The following is a 14329-nucleotide window of genomic DNA, read 5'->3' as shown; positions in this document are numbered from 1 at the left end:
CAAACTAACTAAAATAGTATCATAGTAAATCATGGCATTACAACAAATAGGCCTTGATGTTTTCCGTTAAAATGAATAGAATGATTCCTCTTTAGATTACGCTTATTCACCTGTTGTATACACTTCAGGTTTCAAGACACCGATGTAAGGAAGATTACGGTATCTTTCCGCATAATCCAGACCGTAGCCAACGACGAATTCATCCGGAACGATAAAGCCGACATAGTCTGCTACGATGTCCGCTTTGCGGCCGGACGGCTTATCTAAAAGTGTGACGATACTGATCGACTTCGCTTTGCGGTAGCGGAATAATTCCACAAGGTAGCTCAGCGTCAAACCGCTGTCGATGATGTCTTCGATGATCAGGATGTCACGGCCTTCAACTTTTGTATCCAGGTCTTTCACAATCTTGACTTCACCGGAAGAAACAGTGGAGTTCCCGTAACTTGATACGTCCATGAAATCCATTTCCATATGTGTGTCCATGCGTTTGCACAGGTCAGCCATGAATGGCATTGCACCTTTCAACACACCGATGGCGAGTGGGAATTTATCTTGATACTCCTCTGTCAGCTGCGCCCCTAAATCCTTGATTTTTGCCTGAAGTTCTTCCTCTGAAATCAATACTTTTTCAATATCCTGATTTAACAATGTTCAACTGCCTCCTAGAAGATGATTGCTTTTAAATTGTAATACTAAACTATTTTCCCGGGCTTCTCCTAAATCGTATATTGACTTTTTAATGCCCGGCACCCAGAGTATGTTATCCTCGGCATCCGTGACAACCGGCCACGCGTCGCGCAAATGGCGAGGGACCTTTTCATCAATAAATAAGGATTTAAGCTTTTTGGTCCCATTTAAACCCTTGATTTTCAATCGATCCCCTGTCTTCCTCGTCCGGATGGATAACGGGAGCGCTGTATCTCCTCGATGGAGGTAAATGCAGTCACCGCCGCTTGAACCGCGGACTTCTGAAGAATCCTTGAGAATAAATTGAGAACCGCTTGGAAGTGTAAGAGGTGTATGTTCCTTTAACTCATAGCAATAAGGGGCTTGACCAGACTCTAATTTCCCAAAGTGAAAATAACAGGTGTCATATGCCCTTGTTACTCTGAGACCTCCAGGTAAATCCAAGCTAGCATTAGGTGAATTTCCTCTTAATATACCCAATACATCGTAAATATGTATAGTCGATAAAGAAGATGGTCTTAGTTTGTAAAGATAGTTTAATATTAGATTAATCCCTCTTCTTTGTAAAGGCTCAGCCATTGCAAGGAAGCCTTCGATATTCAATACGGAGAAAACCTCAGTATTATTCCATACTTTATTCAACTTTACCCGTGTTAATTCCTCTAAAAACTCTTCATCTTCTGTTATTTCTTCACTAAATTGTTGAAATTGATGATGGACCTGGGGGTTTTCTTCCTTCAGGAAAGGAATGACCGCCCTCCTGAAGCGGTTCCTTGTGTAAAGATCTTTTTCATTGCTGGGGTCGATGCGGGGGGTGAGTCCGTGCTCTCTGCAGTAGTCCCAGATATCCTTTTTGGTCACTGTCAGGAATGGACGGATGATCATTCCCCTTTGGATCTCGCGCTTATACGGGATGCCTGCCCTTCCCTTTCCGGCAGAACCCCTGGTCATCCTCATCAAGATCGTTTCCATCTGATCATCCCCGTGATGGCCAAGTGCCAGCTTGTCCGCAGATACTTCCTCCATGACTTCCCCGAGGAACCCATAGCGGACGTTGCGGGCGCTTTCCTGGAGGCTGCCCGATTTGTCTTCCATGACTTTCCCGACATCGATTCTTTCACCGTAAAAAGGGATGTCCCGCTTTTCACAAAAATCCTTAACAAAAAGGAGCTCCTGATATGACTCCTCTCCCCGAAACATATGATCGAGATGAGCAGCAATCACTTCGGCTCCCCATTCCTTTCTATTCACATGAAGAAAATGAAGCAGCGCCAGCGAATCCGGTCCTCCGGAAACGCCTGTCACGATCCGGTCGCCTGCTTCGATCAATCCATGACGCTGTATGAAATCTTTCACCGTATGCTCAAACATGTTACGTTCCTCTTCCCGGGCTCTTTTTCCCCATTGTAACAATTTCAGCGCTCAGCTACTACCAATCTACATCAGCTCTCCGTATATGTATAAGACATAAAGGAGGGAGACGATCATGACCACCAGTACAGTTTCAAGAAAATGACTCGTTTTCTTCCTCTGTTGCTTCTGCACCCTGCTCCGCTGGGAAGCCGGTTGTGCCGCAGAAGATGAAGCGGCTTTTACAGCCTGACCGGCAGAGTGAGCGCTTCTGCCATGCGAGAGCCCATTCAACAAATGAATTCTCATCTCACCCGCTGTACGGAAACTTCCTTCCAGCGCTTTTTCAATGGTGGACTGAAACTTGCTCAATTGGTCTTTCGATGCAATGGCCTTCCTTAATTGCTGCATATTCCCCGTTCCGCTTTTATTAAAACGCTGGGGATAGGCTAGATTAATTAAGATCATACCCACTGAGAAAAGATCATAGGTAGGTTCTGCTTTCCTGGAACCCCCAAGCCAGTAACCGCGGTCGAAGAACTCGGTGAATTCCTTTATGGCCCTTCCTTGTATCGTTGTCCCGCCGACATCGATACAGCGTATCCGGTACGGCGGACCCGTCACGATCAGATTTTCGGGCTTAAGATCGCCGAACACCCACCCTTCCCGGTGGATCCGCTCAAGGTCTGAAAGCAGCTGGGCTATAAGGACACCCGTCCATGAAGGCCCTTTCGATTGTACGAAACTTAATAGATTCATCCCCTGTATATATTCCATCGTGTAAAAATGAATGATGACGCCCCTGGTCTCCCAGTCATCGACTTGATGAAGCTTAGGTCCAAGGGGAGTTCCCTGGACCTTGGAAAAAGACTTCAATACATTGACTTCCGAAGTGATGGAGACATTGCTGTCACTCATCTTCAAGGCAAGGTAGCCGGAGGCGCCCTGCACCAGATAGACCATTCCGTTGGCGCCATATCCCAACTCTTTCACAATGGTATAAATCTGTTTATACCATTTCCCGCGGATCACCGTCCCCGCAGGGAAATTAAATGGTTTCTTCGAAGTATTGTTCATCATCGCCACGAGAGAGCAATCCCCTTAATGAACGTTTTTTCTTAAAGTATGTCAGAGCTTCAGAAATGGCCGGACCTGTCGGGGTGATACCGCCTGGGGACAATTTAGAGAAAATACTCGTAAGCGTTTCAAGTTTAGGTGTCCAATCCAGCAGTTTTTCGACATCCTGTCGTTTCCCGGGAAATACAAATACAGAAAATTTGTTGTCTCCCATTCTCGCATTCAGGCTTAAAGACAGATCCAACAAGGCTTCCTTGACCGTCGGAAGCTTATGCTTCATGCTCGCAGAAGTATCGACAAGAATCAACACTTCCATGTCCACATTCTCGCCAAGCTCATCCACCACTTCCATCACTTCCCCGCGCTGGTCGGGAGGTAATTCTTCCATCGAAGCCGATTTTCCGAGGATTTGTTTCAGTTCATTATTCACCAGTCCCTGCAGCGTCTGGGTCATCGCTTTCCTCGTGACCATCTGGACCGTCTGCGACAGCTGCTGGGCATAGACAATCTGGCTGACCCCGCCGCCTGACAGGGCGATCCCTTCAATCTCCTGCATCCCGTTATCATCAATCACATCATTATCCATTACTCCGATTACATTGACCGTTATCCCCTGCTCCTTTGCGAGTGCCGCCATGGCAATCGGGTCTTCACCCTGGTTCGAACAGCCATCCGTTAACAATAGAATTTGACGAAGTGTACCTGTCTTCATCAGACTCCCCTCCTAATTCAAAAGATGGTATCATCTTCGCCGAATCAGGAGGGATTTATACTTCAATTCACTATATTTATAGAGAAGACCGCCTTCCTTAGGAGATTCTTTTCTTATCCTTTTCATATGGTTTTTGCACTGGGATCGACGCCCATTTCGGAATATTATGTTTGATCTTCGATACCATGATGGTCATATCGTCTTCTATCAAACCGGAACTTGAACGTATCACTTCTTCCATCAGTATATCCGCCACTTCCTGAGGGTCATCCGTTTGAAGTTCCGTCACTTTTCGTTTCATCCAGACATCATAGTTTTCTACATGCTTCGGCCCTTCAAAGGCACCGTCGCTCATCATGATCAACAGATCGCCCGCTTTCAGCTGTTCCGACACGACATCCACATCAAAATCATGCTGCAGCATCCCCATCGGCAGGTTGCTCGCTTCTATTTTCATCACTTTATCCCCGCGCTTAATAAAGCTCGGTGTGGAACCGATCTTGAGGAATTTAGAGGATGCATTTTGAAGGTCGATCATTGCCAGGTCAAGGGTTGAAAAAATTTCATCATTCGTCCTGAGTGACAGGATGGAATTGACGGACTTGATTGCTACCTCCTCCTCGATTCCCGACTCAAGGATCTTTTGAAGCAGCCTGAGCGTTTCGTTGCTCTCATAATGGGCACGTTCCCCGTTCCCCATACCGTCACTGATCGCAACCGCAAACTTTCCGGCACCAAGTTCAATCATTGAATAACTGTCACCCGATACAAGCCCCCCTCCTTTGGCCGCATGCGATACACCTGTATCGACCACGAATTTTTTTGCCGACCTGAATGTCATCTGACAGTATCCGTTCGGAAATTGGGCACAATCCTCCTTAAACAGGATAATATTCTCCCCGGCGATATCCGAAAGCATCGGAGCAATCAGTTTCTCCCCCTGCCCATGACCCCCGCAGTAAGGGGTCGTAATATCTATATCAACATTCCCCTGTTCCAGATTGTAGATTTCAATATTCTCTATATCAATCCCGAATTCATTGATACTCGATAGGATGTGCTCCTCCTGTATAAAATGATTTTCCCTTTCTCTTTGAATCTCTTTCGCGAAGTTCCCCATGACTTCAGAAACGCCAAGTAATTGATCGGCTACTAATCTCCTACTCTCCTTTACTTGTTTTTTCAGTTTCAAATTGGCCTGGTAAAAGGTCAGTTCCTGATAAATCGTATCCTGCAGCTTCTTTTCTTTTGTACAATGCTTGTCCAATTCCCGGTGAAGACTCGGGTTGAGGGGTATTTTCCCCTGGTCGAATTCATTCATCACATCTTTCATCAGATTATAGGTTTTATCGAAATTCCGTGACCAGCATTGATCCTTTTTAAAGCATGTCTGACACGTTTTTTCCGTTACATTGCTTAAGAAATAGTCAAACTCCTTATCTTCCTCCTCTTCAAATTGGTCTTCAATCTGCTGAAAACTTTTCGATAACGCCTGAAACACAGACGAAAACTGAGTGACCCTGTTCGCCGTCACATCCCTTACCCGCCTCATATACCCCTGCTGCTCCTGCTGGTACTCGGGTGTCCCCGGAATATGCTTGGCTATTTTAAGGGCGAGGCTCTGCGGAGTCAGGAACAATAAGAGGATCGCCACGCCCGATTCATACAATGTTTTTGTCAAAACCGTATCACTGTCTCCGTACATCCCCATCAAAAGGGTAGCGATCAGCAAACCGATTGCCGCTCCAAATTTCTTTCCTTCTTTCATCAATCCGCCCAGAAGTCCAGAAAAAGCAAGCAAACTCATTTGATAAAAGCTCGCAACACTAGCCAGACTGAAAATCAGACCTGTCACGACCCCGACAGTCGACCCGATTGTAGCCCCTGCCACAAAAGAGAATAACAGCACCAGGTAGCGGGACAGGATATGTTCGATGGACAGACTGTATACAGCCCAGCCGATCGTGCCTGTCATGATCGACGCTAGCAGGATGATCAGGCTGACTACTTCTTCTGTTTTGAGTGAACGCCTTCTCCGCTGCACTGTCACAAGCGGTATACTTTGTATGAAAATATAGGTTAATAGAAAGGCAAGAGTCGCCTCGATCATGGCCATGACCCCGTTATAGATGGTCAGGACCTGATCCTGCTGGATGTAATTGAAGGCAAGCTTCACACTCAGTGCAGTGAATAACACATAAAATGCTACATATTTAAGTTCATTTTTATGATACTTCTGCGTTAACCGGAAAATTAACAGGAATAGTATCGTACTTGCAAACGTATACGTAATACTAGAGAAAGATAATGTGACGGCCCCGGCGAGCAGTCCAAGTAAAGCAATCGGAGACTTCTCCCTCCGGACAAGGTAGACTGACGCAAAGAAAGGCAGGGCAAATGGAGTCAAATGTGACAGAATGAGTGCCCTTCCCAATAAAAATCCGATGATGAACAGTGCGATCCCTTTTTGTACAAACAGCCATTCCAATTTGGAATAAACCGACTTGATCCCTTTGGAAAATTCCAGTCTGGTGTGTTCAATGTCTACATTTTGAACAGGTTCTATGATTGACTGATCGGCTTTACCCATGTAACAAACACTCCCCATTTACTTTTTTGTTTAGTATAAATGGGACAAGTTCAGAAGTTTGTCAAAATGAGGGAATAAAGCCTAAGAATGTTTCGACGGCATTCTATCGGATACGTTATAATATTCTGATAATTTCACTCCATACCGGAGTGTTTTTTTCCAATTTGCTCCTATACGCAAGACGCAGACTGACTTGAAGGAATTTTGACAAATTCTTTTATAATTTCTGTTGACAAGATTTTTGTTTGTATGTATTATAGATTTTGTGCTTAAAATACATATGGCGGTGTAGCTCAGCTGGCTAGAGCGTACGGTTCATACCCGTGAGGTCGGGGGTTCGATCCCCTCCGCCGCTACCATATTTTTTTAGGCCCGTTGGTCAAGCGGTTAAGACACCGCCCTTTCACGGCGGTAACACGGGTTCGAATCCCGTACGGGTCATACTAGAAAAGCGGAAGCGCCCTAAACTGGGTTTGGCGCTGAAGGTAAACAATGAAAAAGACTATCCGGATCCCGGATAGTCTTTTTTCTTATGCCTTCTCTTTATAGAGTGTCTCTTCGATCTGTTTCTGGTGATGCTTGTCATGCCAGATGAAATCGTCAAAGAACTCGCTCAGGGTATAGTGATGGTCATCCACTTCAAAGGACTCTCCCAGCCGATTCTCATCCAGGCCGTCAATAAAATGAAGGATGGAATTCCGTGTTTCAATACCCTCCTCCAGGAGCCGTTCCTGGGTGATCCGGCCGCGGGCATAGTCTGCAGCTTTCCTGTTGAACGTGTTGAAATCAGGAAATGCAGGGAGGACAGCCCCTTCAGATATATTCGGCAGGACACTTTCGAGGATATACTTGTCCCATTTTATAATATGCGAAACATTTTCAGCAATCGACCATTTCCCTTCTTCCATCGGTGCGAACCATTTATCCTCTTCAACACCCTTCAATTCCTTCAGCCATAAAATAAAATAGTCATGATGATCGAGAAGTTCTTCTCTATTCATATTTGCTCCACCCCATTTGTCTGTGTACAAACAAATATTCGGTGGCGGTAGATAAAACTCCTTTTTACAGTATTAAAATTGTTTATAATGGCCGTTTATTTTGCAGCTAAACCAGTATTACTGCAGGATATGCAGATTTTTTCCATAGAAACGGGGCTGCATTCGGAAAAACCGCCTAACCTTCCTTCAAACCAAAACCAGATTATGAATTTATTATTGAAATCGATAACCGCGTCGTGACCATTCCCCTTACAAAGTTCAACAAAAAAACAGGCACACTCATAAATGAATGTGCCTGCTCCTGTCGTACAACCTGCTATATGAGTTAATAGACAGCAAGTTAACCTCGTTTCGCCCCTCTTCCGCCGCGTCGCGATTCAGTGTTTTTCTTTAAAGATGACAGGCGGTCTTCACTGTCTTTCAGGAAACGCGCCATCTTCTGTTCGAAATTTTCTTTCGTACGCGTATCAGTCGGTTTGTTGTTACGCGGACGCTGAGGGCGCTGTGGGCGCTGCGGGCGTTGTGGCTGATCTTTGGCTTTACGGATGGATAATCCGATCTTTCCATCGTTTTCTACATTAATGACTTTAACCGTTACTTCGTCACCGACTTTAAGGTGTTCATTGATATCCTTAACGTAATTGTCTGCAACCTCACTAATGTGTACCAAACCAGTTGAACCTTCCGATAGCTCCACGAACGCTCCAAAATTTGTAATGCCTGTTACCTTACCCTGTAACTTGCTGCCTACTTCGATTGACATAAAAGAAATGCTCCTCCTTAAAATTATAAAAGATAAACCTTACTATATATTATAGCCAATTAAAAAAAAGAGTGTCAATAAGACACCTCTTCTTATTCTTTCTTTTTCTCCGGTTCCGGGATATTGAATATGATTTCACCATCATCGGATAAGAAGTAATCGCGGCGTGCAAGCTTGGCGATATAATCATCATCATTAAGCTTGACGATCTCTTCTTCCAAGGCATTCTGGTGATCTTTCAGCTGTTCCATTTTATTTTCCAACTGTGTTTTTTCCGCTTGTTTTTCTTCTAACATTTGGGCTCTGGAAATGAGAGTCGAGACCATAAATCCACTAATTGCCAGCACTAACACAAAAAATAAGGATAATCTGCGGACCAAACGTTTTTTTCTCTTCGATGACGACTTATGCATATGCTCCTGATGACGAACATATTCATTTTCCATTGACGTAACGTTTTTCCTCATTCCCAAACCTCCTTTTTACTAAAGTCAGAAGGAAAGGGAAAAGGCGCTATTTCTTGAAGCGCTTTTTCACCTTTTCTATGACTCTATATATTTTTTTGATATTGAACATCGTTATTCCTGCCATTTTATTATATAACTTCTCGACTCTTTTTGTAAGATGATTCGGCAATAAATTCCAAATCCCTTTAAGAATCCACCAAATCGGACTCCATACGAGCTTAAACACCCATCTAAAGATGGAAAAAACGATTTTAAACAGGAATGCTGCGGTTTTCCATAGCCCTTTCGCTATTGAAAAAACGAGCGTGATCAGCAGAACCACTATCCATTTTATCGGCGAATACACCAGCTTTTTCACTGTGGCAACCAAAAAATTATAAAGTGAAATCACAAACAGGATCAGTCTTTCCAGCAAGCGGAGATACGCTTGCTTAAGCAGTGCCTGATAGCCGGCAAACCCGCATAGAAGCGCGACGAAAATATAAAAGCGGAGTTCCCCGTAGTTGACTGAAAACAGGATATAGAAAATGGCCAGTGCCTGATAGATCCAAAACAGCAGATCATTTAAGAATACCAGCCAGCGCTTCCGCTGGGACCTGTTCAGGAACCGGTTGTACGTATCCAGCGACGCACCAAATAACGCTCCCATTCCGATCATTGAAAGCATGGTGTAAAACTGGGTCGTCAGGGTCATCGAAACAGCTTGCTAAAGAGTCCTTTAGCTTTCTCCGAATTGTGTTCGTCCAGATAAATCAGGTCAAACACCTTTCCTTTAATCGAGACGATCCCCTTATCGACATCAAGATTTTTCATTTGCAGATTCTGACCCCTGACCGACAGGATGCCCATGACCGTTTCAAGCAGGAATTCTTCGTTATCGAAGCTTTCCACCTGTTTGACGCCTGTAATATCGAGCAGCTTCCTGCCTCTCATGATGACATCATGTTCCTGGTAAGATGTCTTGTCTTTGTTTCCATCATAATATTGGTTCATCTCTATCCCTCACATTCACATAGTACAAGCTTTGTACTATATGTATGTGGACAGGGGCATTTTAGAACAAAAAGAAGGCCTGCTTACTCCGATTCCTCTTTGATCCGTTCTTCGGAAATGACGGAATAGAGGCTGCTGGCCTCTTCTTTCTTGGTTGTATCAAGAAGCCTCTCAATCTTTACCCTCATCACTTTTTGTCCAAACCTTACACTGAGCTCGTCCCCGACTTTTACGTTGGAGCTTGCTTTCGCCTGGGTGCCGTTGACCAGAATCCTCCCCTGATCTGCTATTTCTTTCGCAAGCGTCCTTCGTTTGATCAATCTGGATACTTTTAAGTATTTATCTAATCTCATTGATACCATCTATAAAAACTCCCCTACTCGATATTATTGTTTTTCGCTTCATTCCAGAAGGAATCGAGTTCTTCCAGCGTAAAATCGTCAAAGGCCTTCCCCGAACTGCGGACTTTTTCTTCAACATAGGAAAAACGGCGGTAAAACTTCGTATTTGTCATCGCTAGCGCTTCCTCGGGAAAAATTTTATAGAAGCGTGCAACATTGACAAGAGCAAATAAGATATCACCAAATTCTTTCTTTAGTGCGGTTTCACTACTATTCTCCATTTCACTTTCGAATTCCTTCAATTCTTCCCATACTTTATCCCAGGCACCCTTCGCATCCGGCCAGTCGAAACCGACCTTGGCGGCCTTTTTCTGATATTCATATGCTTTTATGAGGGCAGGCATTCCCTTGGCCGTGTTTTTGAGCATCGGCTCATGTCCTTCCGCGCCGCCTTTTTCTTGCAGCTTGATTTTATCCCAGTTCGCTGTGACCTGATCCGCATTTTCCACTTCCACTGAACCGAACACGTGAGGATGTCGCCGTACCATTTTAGAAGCTATGGTTTCGATCACTTCCTCCATCGTGAACATTCCTTCATCCTCTCCGATCTGGGCATGCAGCATGACTTGAAGGAGTACGTCGCCAAGCTCCTCGACTATATGATCGATATCATCTTCATCAATTGCTTCCAGTAATTCATAGGTTTCTTCAATCAGATACTTTTTCAACGATTGATGGGTCTGTTCCTTATCCCACGGACATCCGTCCGGTCCCCGCAGCGTTGAGATGATTTCCCTCAGCGTTCCATATTGCTTGAAGGAACCCTCTATTCCCCTGACGGCCGGTACATATAGGCTTGTCAGATTACTGAGACCCGCGGCGCGGTCCAGCTCAACGAGAGGGATTCTCTCCACCTGCTCATCTTTACTGCCCGCAGCGGTTACCAGCATGACCTCATAGTCGTACGGATACAGTTCCATCAAGGTAAGCTTTACTTCAGAAGCGATGAAGCCGTCATACACCTGACCGATGATGAGCTGCTGATTCATATGGATATCCTGAAGCCGCAGGCTCGTTCCATCCAATAGTTGAAACCCGTCAATGGGGTCGGCACCCACTGATGCGAAGAGGGCATCAATAAAACTTTGCCCCCCTCCGACCTTCACGTCAATCTTCCCTTCCTGCTGAAGCCCGAGCAGAAGCTGGACCGTTTTTTCAGCTACAAGCGGATGACCCGGCACGGCATAGACAAGCGGCCCTTTTTCAGCCTGCGAGACAAGAATCTGTGTAATTTCTTCATATACCTCTTCAAAACGGTCATGCTTTTCATATGTTTCATCAAAAGAACGGAACTCCACTCCTTCTGCAGTTAAATCATTGACTACAGGATGTTCTTTTGTACGTAAAAATAGCGTTTCACTGCTTCTAATAAGACGATAGACACCCAGAGGCAGCTGCTCCAAATCCCCGGCTCCGAGGCCGACAATCGTAATCGTATTCATAATACTCTCCTATCTTCTTTTTGAAATTGGCTGTATTTTTCCCAACAGGCGGACCCACTTGCTTCCGAACGGCAAAAAACCGATTTCTTCCTGACTCAGGACATTCCCTCTAAGCAGCACAATAATAAACACTGCCCCGCCGGTCACCACTCCCCCTAAAGAGAAAACAACCGACATCTGCCGCTCAGGCAGCCCTGCGTTCAACGTGATGCTGTACAGAAACATAAGTCCCTGAAGTACAGCCGTCATCGCAGCACCGCTTGCGAACAGCGTCAAATAAAAAGAGGGATCAATCAGTCTGATCGGGAACAGTTTTTTCAACCGGAACACCATCAGCACCGTGATCACTGCCAAGGAAATGACGGTTGAAAGAGACGCTCCCATCGTGCCGTACGAAGGGACAAGGACGGCGTTGCCAGCATATTTAAGCAGAACCCCTGCAATGATGCAATACGCCGGAAAATAAATCCTTCCGATCCCCTGAAAAATCCCTGCAAATGTCAGGATCAGACAGCTGAAAAATATCGAGATGCAAAAAACGGCAATCACACCGGAACCTTCTGCATTTTCAAACAGCATCGTATTCGTCGGGACAATGAGATTGATCAAGCCAAGCGACGCGGCAAATCCGATGATAATGCTGATTTTCAGCGACAATTGACTGTATTCCCTTACGAGTGCTTCTTTTTTACCGATATACGCGCTTGTCACAAGAGGGACGATCGTGAGCGAAATCGAAGTTGCAGCGACATTTCCAAGCTGCACAAAGGGCTGTCCGCGGTCATAGATCCCCTTCAACGCCTTGGCCGCATTTTCTTCCATACCGGAAGAAGTCAATAATGCATACACGTTCAACGAATCGATGAATTGAAGCAGGATCAGCAGCATGGCGCTTACACAGATTGCAGTGCCGTCCTTCAAAAGCCGTTTCCAAATGGAGAGATAATCCTTCGAAAGTGTAAAGATCCCTGACGACAGCCCCTTCTCCTTTTTAAGTGCCTGGAAGAAAATCAGCACGATGACCGCAGCAATCCCGCCGGTGATCGATCCGAATAATGCTCCCTTCCCGACCGTGTATAATGATTGTCCCTGACCGACCAAAATGAAGGAGAATATCAGGATGGTCACTACCCTGAAGCTCTGCTCCGCCACCTGCGATACGGCAGTCGGGAGCATATCTTCTTTCCCTTGATAATATCCCCTCAGTGCTGACAGCGGGGGGAGGAGCAGGAAGGAAAGAGATATGACCTGGATGAGGGGCTTGAGATGCCGGTCCCCCATCCAGCCTGCGATCATGCCTGCACCGAAAAAGATAATCATGAACCAAATCAAGCCTGTGATGCACAAAAAAAGAAAAGAAGTCAGGGCAGCGTCCTTTGCCCCTTCTTCATCATTTTCCTCAATCTTTTCCGCGACAAGCTTTGAAATGATAACAGGAAACCCGTAAGTGGATAACGCGATAGCGATTCCGTAAAAAGGATAAACCTGCTGATATATATAAAATCCGATATCTCCAACGATATTCTGAAAAGGGACACGATAGACGGCGCTTAATATTTTGGTCACGAGCGCAGCCACCGTCAATACCATGGCTCCTTTGAGAAATTGCTTGGAGGAATATTGCTTCCTCAACGGGCTTCCTGCCTTTCCATGTGTTACTTCCAGCTGAACCGGTTTATGTAGAAATTTACTATTATTTTATCATAAGTCGCTGACAGATACCGTGCAAGACTTCGCTTTCCAAGGATGATTGAAAGAAGAAAAAAAGGAGAGTGGCGGCTGCCACTCCCTCTGTATTATGATTCCATCTGTCTTGCCAAGAAGCCAGCTGCCGTTTCCACTGCCTTTTGTTCCACTTCTCCAACCGTACGATCCTTGGAGAAAATCGTAACGGCCCCGATCGGATCTCCGTTTGCTACAATCGGAGCGATCGTATAAGAATTCAGATCTTCTTCATGTCCATCTACAAGCTCGGCTTGTCCCTGCTGGGTGTGCAGGAATGATGTACGGTCATCCATGACCTTTTCAATCAATTCGCTGACATTTTTGTTCAAATACTCTTTCTTCGATGCACCGGCAATCGCGATTACTGCATCACGATCACAGATTAGTACGGCACTTCCTAAGCTGTCGTATAATGCTTCTGCATATTCCTTTGCGAAATCGCTCAGTTCGCTGATCGGAGAGTATTTCTTCAAGATGACTTCCCCGTCGCGGTCTACGAAGATCTCAAGGGGATCTCCCTCGCGGATCCTTAAAGTCCTGCGGATTTCTTTCGGAATAACAACGCGGCCTAAATCATCAATACGACGAACAATTCCAGTTGCTTTCATCTATAGTTGCCTCACTTTCATCAGATGATTTTTATTTAGCAAGGCATCCATTTGGTTTGAATACTTTGCCATTGTTGAGTTTAGTATCTTACATCTTAGAAGTTCTATACACATTCTGTTATTTTTTCTGTCATTTCACTAAAATGCTAGTGCAGGTTACTTTTTCCAAAGTTGGCAGCTGCATTAATACTAATACCCTTATCATAGTAAAATAAACCAGTGAACGCATTTACAGTTCAGTTACAATGTGATAACGAATATTAGAGTTAAATGTCGAAAATCAACTGATTGTATCGAAAGTGACGGCTACTGTAAATGCATTTTAAGTAAGGTGTTTAACGTGGACCGTTTCTTTCCGCTGCAGGCACTTGCTTTCCGCGGGGAGGAAGTCGAGCCTCCTCGGCGTTCCGCCTGCGGGGTCTCGACCTTTCCTCTTAATCCCGTCGGAGTCAAGTGCCTTCCGCTCCAATCCACTCTAGGTTTAAATGTAGATGTATAGTAAATCATTTT

The 14329-nt window shown here is 45.1% G+C and carries 14 protein-coding genes and 2 tRNA genes; 2 read left to right on the top strand and 14 right to left on the bottom strand.

The genetic code is table 11. The features are described 5' to 3' along the window. Positions 1 to 102: 102 nt before the first annotated feature. The 5 genes from hpt to spoIIE form a co-directional block, all read right to left on the bottom strand. Positions 103 to 651, bottom strand: coding sequence for a hypoxanthine phosphoribosyltransferase (hpt, locus tag BHE18_RS09140; protein ID WP_032085197.1), 549 nt, complete (start codon positions 649 to 651; stop codon positions 103 to 105). A 3-nt stretch (positions 652 to 654) separates the two neighbouring features. Beyond that, positions 655 to 2061 (bottom strand): tRNA lysidine(34) synthetase TilS, encoded by a 1407-nt coding sequence (tilS, locus tag BHE18_RS09135; protein ID WP_071618311.1) that lies wholly within the window; start codon positions 2059 to 2061, stop codon positions 655 to 657. Between the two features lie 66 nt (positions 2062 to 2127). Continuing rightward, entirely contained in the window at positions 2128 to 3120 is a 993-nt protein-coding gene (locus tag BHE18_RS09130) for a protein kinase domain-containing protein (RefSeq protein ID WP_071618325.1), read from the bottom strand. Further along, the gene (locus BHE18_RS09125) at positions 3089 to 3829 is read right to left on the bottom strand and encodes a VWA domain-containing protein (protein WP_032085199.1); all 741 of its coding nucleotides are present in this window, start codon (positions 3827 to 3829) and stop codon (positions 3089 to 3091) included. The genes BHE18_RS09130 and BHE18_RS09125 overlap by 32 nt, the downstream gene beginning before the upstream one ends. Before the next feature lie 97 nt (positions 3830 to 3926). Continuing rightward, complete coding sequence (gene spoIIE, locus BHE18_RS09120) at positions 3927 to 6419, bottom strand: stage II sporulation protein E (RefSeq protein WP_071618310.1); 2493 nt, start codon at positions 6417 to 6419, stop codon at positions 3927 to 3929. Positions 6420 to 6701: 282 nt separating this feature from the next. On the opposite strand from spoIIE, the gene BHE18_RS09115 reads away from it, so the two are divergent. Continuing rightward, a tRNA-Met gene (locus BHE18_RS09115) sits at positions 6702 to 6778 on the top strand. A gap of 10 nt (positions 6779 to 6788) precedes the next feature. Then, a tRNA-Glu gene (locus BHE18_RS09110) sits at positions 6789 to 6860 on the top strand. 89 nt (positions 6861 to 6949) lie between these two features. On the opposite strand, the gene BHE18_RS09105 is transcribed toward BHE18_RS09110, so the two are convergent. The 9 genes from BHE18_RS09105 to spoVT form a co-directional block, all read right to left on the bottom strand. After that, the gene (locus tag BHE18_RS09105; RefSeq protein ID WP_071618309.1) at positions 6950 to 7420 is read right to left on the bottom strand and encodes a DinB family protein; all 471 of its coding nucleotides are present in this window, start codon (positions 7418 to 7420) and stop codon (positions 6950 to 6952) included. A gap of 340 nt (positions 7421 to 7760) precedes the next feature. Beyond that, on the bottom strand, positions 7761 to 8183 hold the full coding sequence (locus BHE18_RS09100) for a S1 domain-containing RNA-binding protein (RefSeq protein WP_071618308.1): 423 nt from the start codon (positions 8181 to 8183) through the stop codon (positions 7761 to 7763). Between the two features lie 92 nt (positions 8184 to 8275). After that, a complete protein-coding gene (locus tag BHE18_RS09095; RefSeq protein ID WP_071618307.1) occupies positions 8276 to 8650 on the bottom strand; it encodes an FtsB family cell division protein in 375 nt (124 codons plus the stop codon). A 46-nt stretch (positions 8651 to 8696) separates the two neighbouring features. Next, positions 8697 to 9344: a spore cortex biosynthesis protein YabQ gene (yabQ, locus tag BHE18_RS09090; RefSeq protein ID WP_071618306.1), complete on the bottom strand. Its 648-nt coding sequence runs from the start codon at positions 9342 to 9344 to the stop codon at positions 8697 to 8699. Beyond that, complete coding sequence (gene yabP, locus BHE18_RS09085; RefSeq protein WP_032085205.1) at positions 9341 to 9643, bottom strand: sporulation protein YabP; 303 nt, start codon at positions 9641 to 9643, stop codon at positions 9341 to 9343. Before yabP ends, yabQ begins: the two co-directional genes overlap by 4 nt. Before the next feature lie 83 nt (positions 9644 to 9726). Then, complete coding sequence (locus BHE18_RS09080) at positions 9727 to 9996, bottom strand: RNA-binding S4 domain-containing protein (RefSeq protein WP_071618324.1); 270 nt, start codon at positions 9994 to 9996, stop codon at positions 9727 to 9729. Between the two features lie 23 nt (positions 9997 to 10019). Beyond that, positions 10020 to 11486, bottom strand: coding sequence for a nucleoside triphosphate pyrophosphohydrolase (mazG, locus tag BHE18_RS09075; RefSeq protein ID WP_071618305.1), 1467 nt, complete (start codon positions 11484 to 11486; stop codon positions 10020 to 10022). A 9-nt stretch (positions 11487 to 11495) separates the two neighbouring features. Further along, positions 11496 to 13118, bottom strand: coding sequence for a putative polysaccharide biosynthesis protein (locus tag BHE18_RS09070; protein ID WP_235860288.1), 1623 nt, complete (start codon positions 13116 to 13118; stop codon positions 11496 to 11498). Between the two features lie 164 nt (positions 13119 to 13282). After that, positions 13283 to 13819 carry a stage V sporulation protein T gene (spoVT, locus tag BHE18_RS09065; protein ID WP_032085208.1) on the bottom strand — a complete coding sequence of 179 codons (537 nt, stop codon included), beginning with the start codon at positions 13817 to 13819 and terminating at the stop codon, positions 13283 to 13285. Between the last annotated feature and the right edge of the window lie 510 nt (positions 13820 to 14329).

The organism is Rossellomorea aquimaris, assembly GCF_001877785.1.
GTDB classification, from domain to species: domain Bacteria; phylum Bacillota; class Bacilli; order Bacillales; family Bacillaceae_B; genus Rossellomorea; species Rossellomorea aquimaris_A.
This window is presented reverse-complemented; position numbering and strand designations above follow the sequence as displayed.

Excerpts from the sequence above, each read along its gene's own strand:
- tilS (WP_071618311.1), bottom strand. The coding sequence starts at position 2,061 with ATGTTTGAGCATACGGTGAAAGATTTCATACAGCGTCATGGATTGATC.
- BHE18_RS09130 (WP_071618325.1), bottom strand. The coding sequence starts at position 3,120 with ATGATGAACAATACTTCGAAGAAACCATTTAATTTCCCTGCGGGGACG.
- BHE18_RS09125 (WP_032085199.1), bottom strand. The coding sequence starts at position 3,829 with ATGAAGACAGGTACACTTCGTCAAATTCTATTGTTAACGGATGGCTGT.
- spoIIE (WP_071618310.1), bottom strand. The coding sequence starts at position 6,419 with ATGGGTAAAGCCGATCAGTCAATCATAGAACCTGTTCAAAATGTAGAC.
- BHE18_RS09105 (WP_071618309.1), bottom strand. The coding sequence starts at position 7,420 with ATGAATAGAGAAGAACTTCTCGATCATCATGACTATTTTATTTTATGG.
- BHE18_RS09100 (WP_071618308.1), bottom strand. The coding sequence starts at position 8,183 with ATGTCAATCGAAGTAGGCAGCAAGTTACAGGGTAAGGTAACAGGCATT.
- BHE18_RS09095 (WP_071618307.1), bottom strand. The coding sequence starts at position 8,650 with ATGAGGAAAAACGTTACGTCAATGGAAAATGAATATGTTCGTCATCAG.
- yabQ (WP_071618306.1), bottom strand. The coding sequence starts at position 9,344 with ATGACCCTGACGACCCAGTTTTACACCATGCTTTCAATGATCGGAATG.
- yabP (WP_032085205.1), bottom strand. The coding sequence starts at position 9,643 with ATGAACCAATATTATGATGGAAACAAAGACAAGACATCTTACCAGGAA.
- BHE18_RS09080 (WP_071618324.1), bottom strand. The coding sequence starts at position 9,996 with ATGAGATTAGATAAATACTTAAAAGTATCCAGATTGATCAAACGAAGG.
- mazG (WP_071618305.1), bottom strand. The coding sequence starts at position 11,486 with ATGAATACGATTACGATTGTCGGCCTCGGAGCCGGGGATTTGGAGCAG.
- spoVT (WP_032085208.1), bottom strand. The coding sequence starts at position 13,819 with ATGAAAGCAACTGGAATTGTTCGTCGTATTGATGATTTAGGCCGCGTT.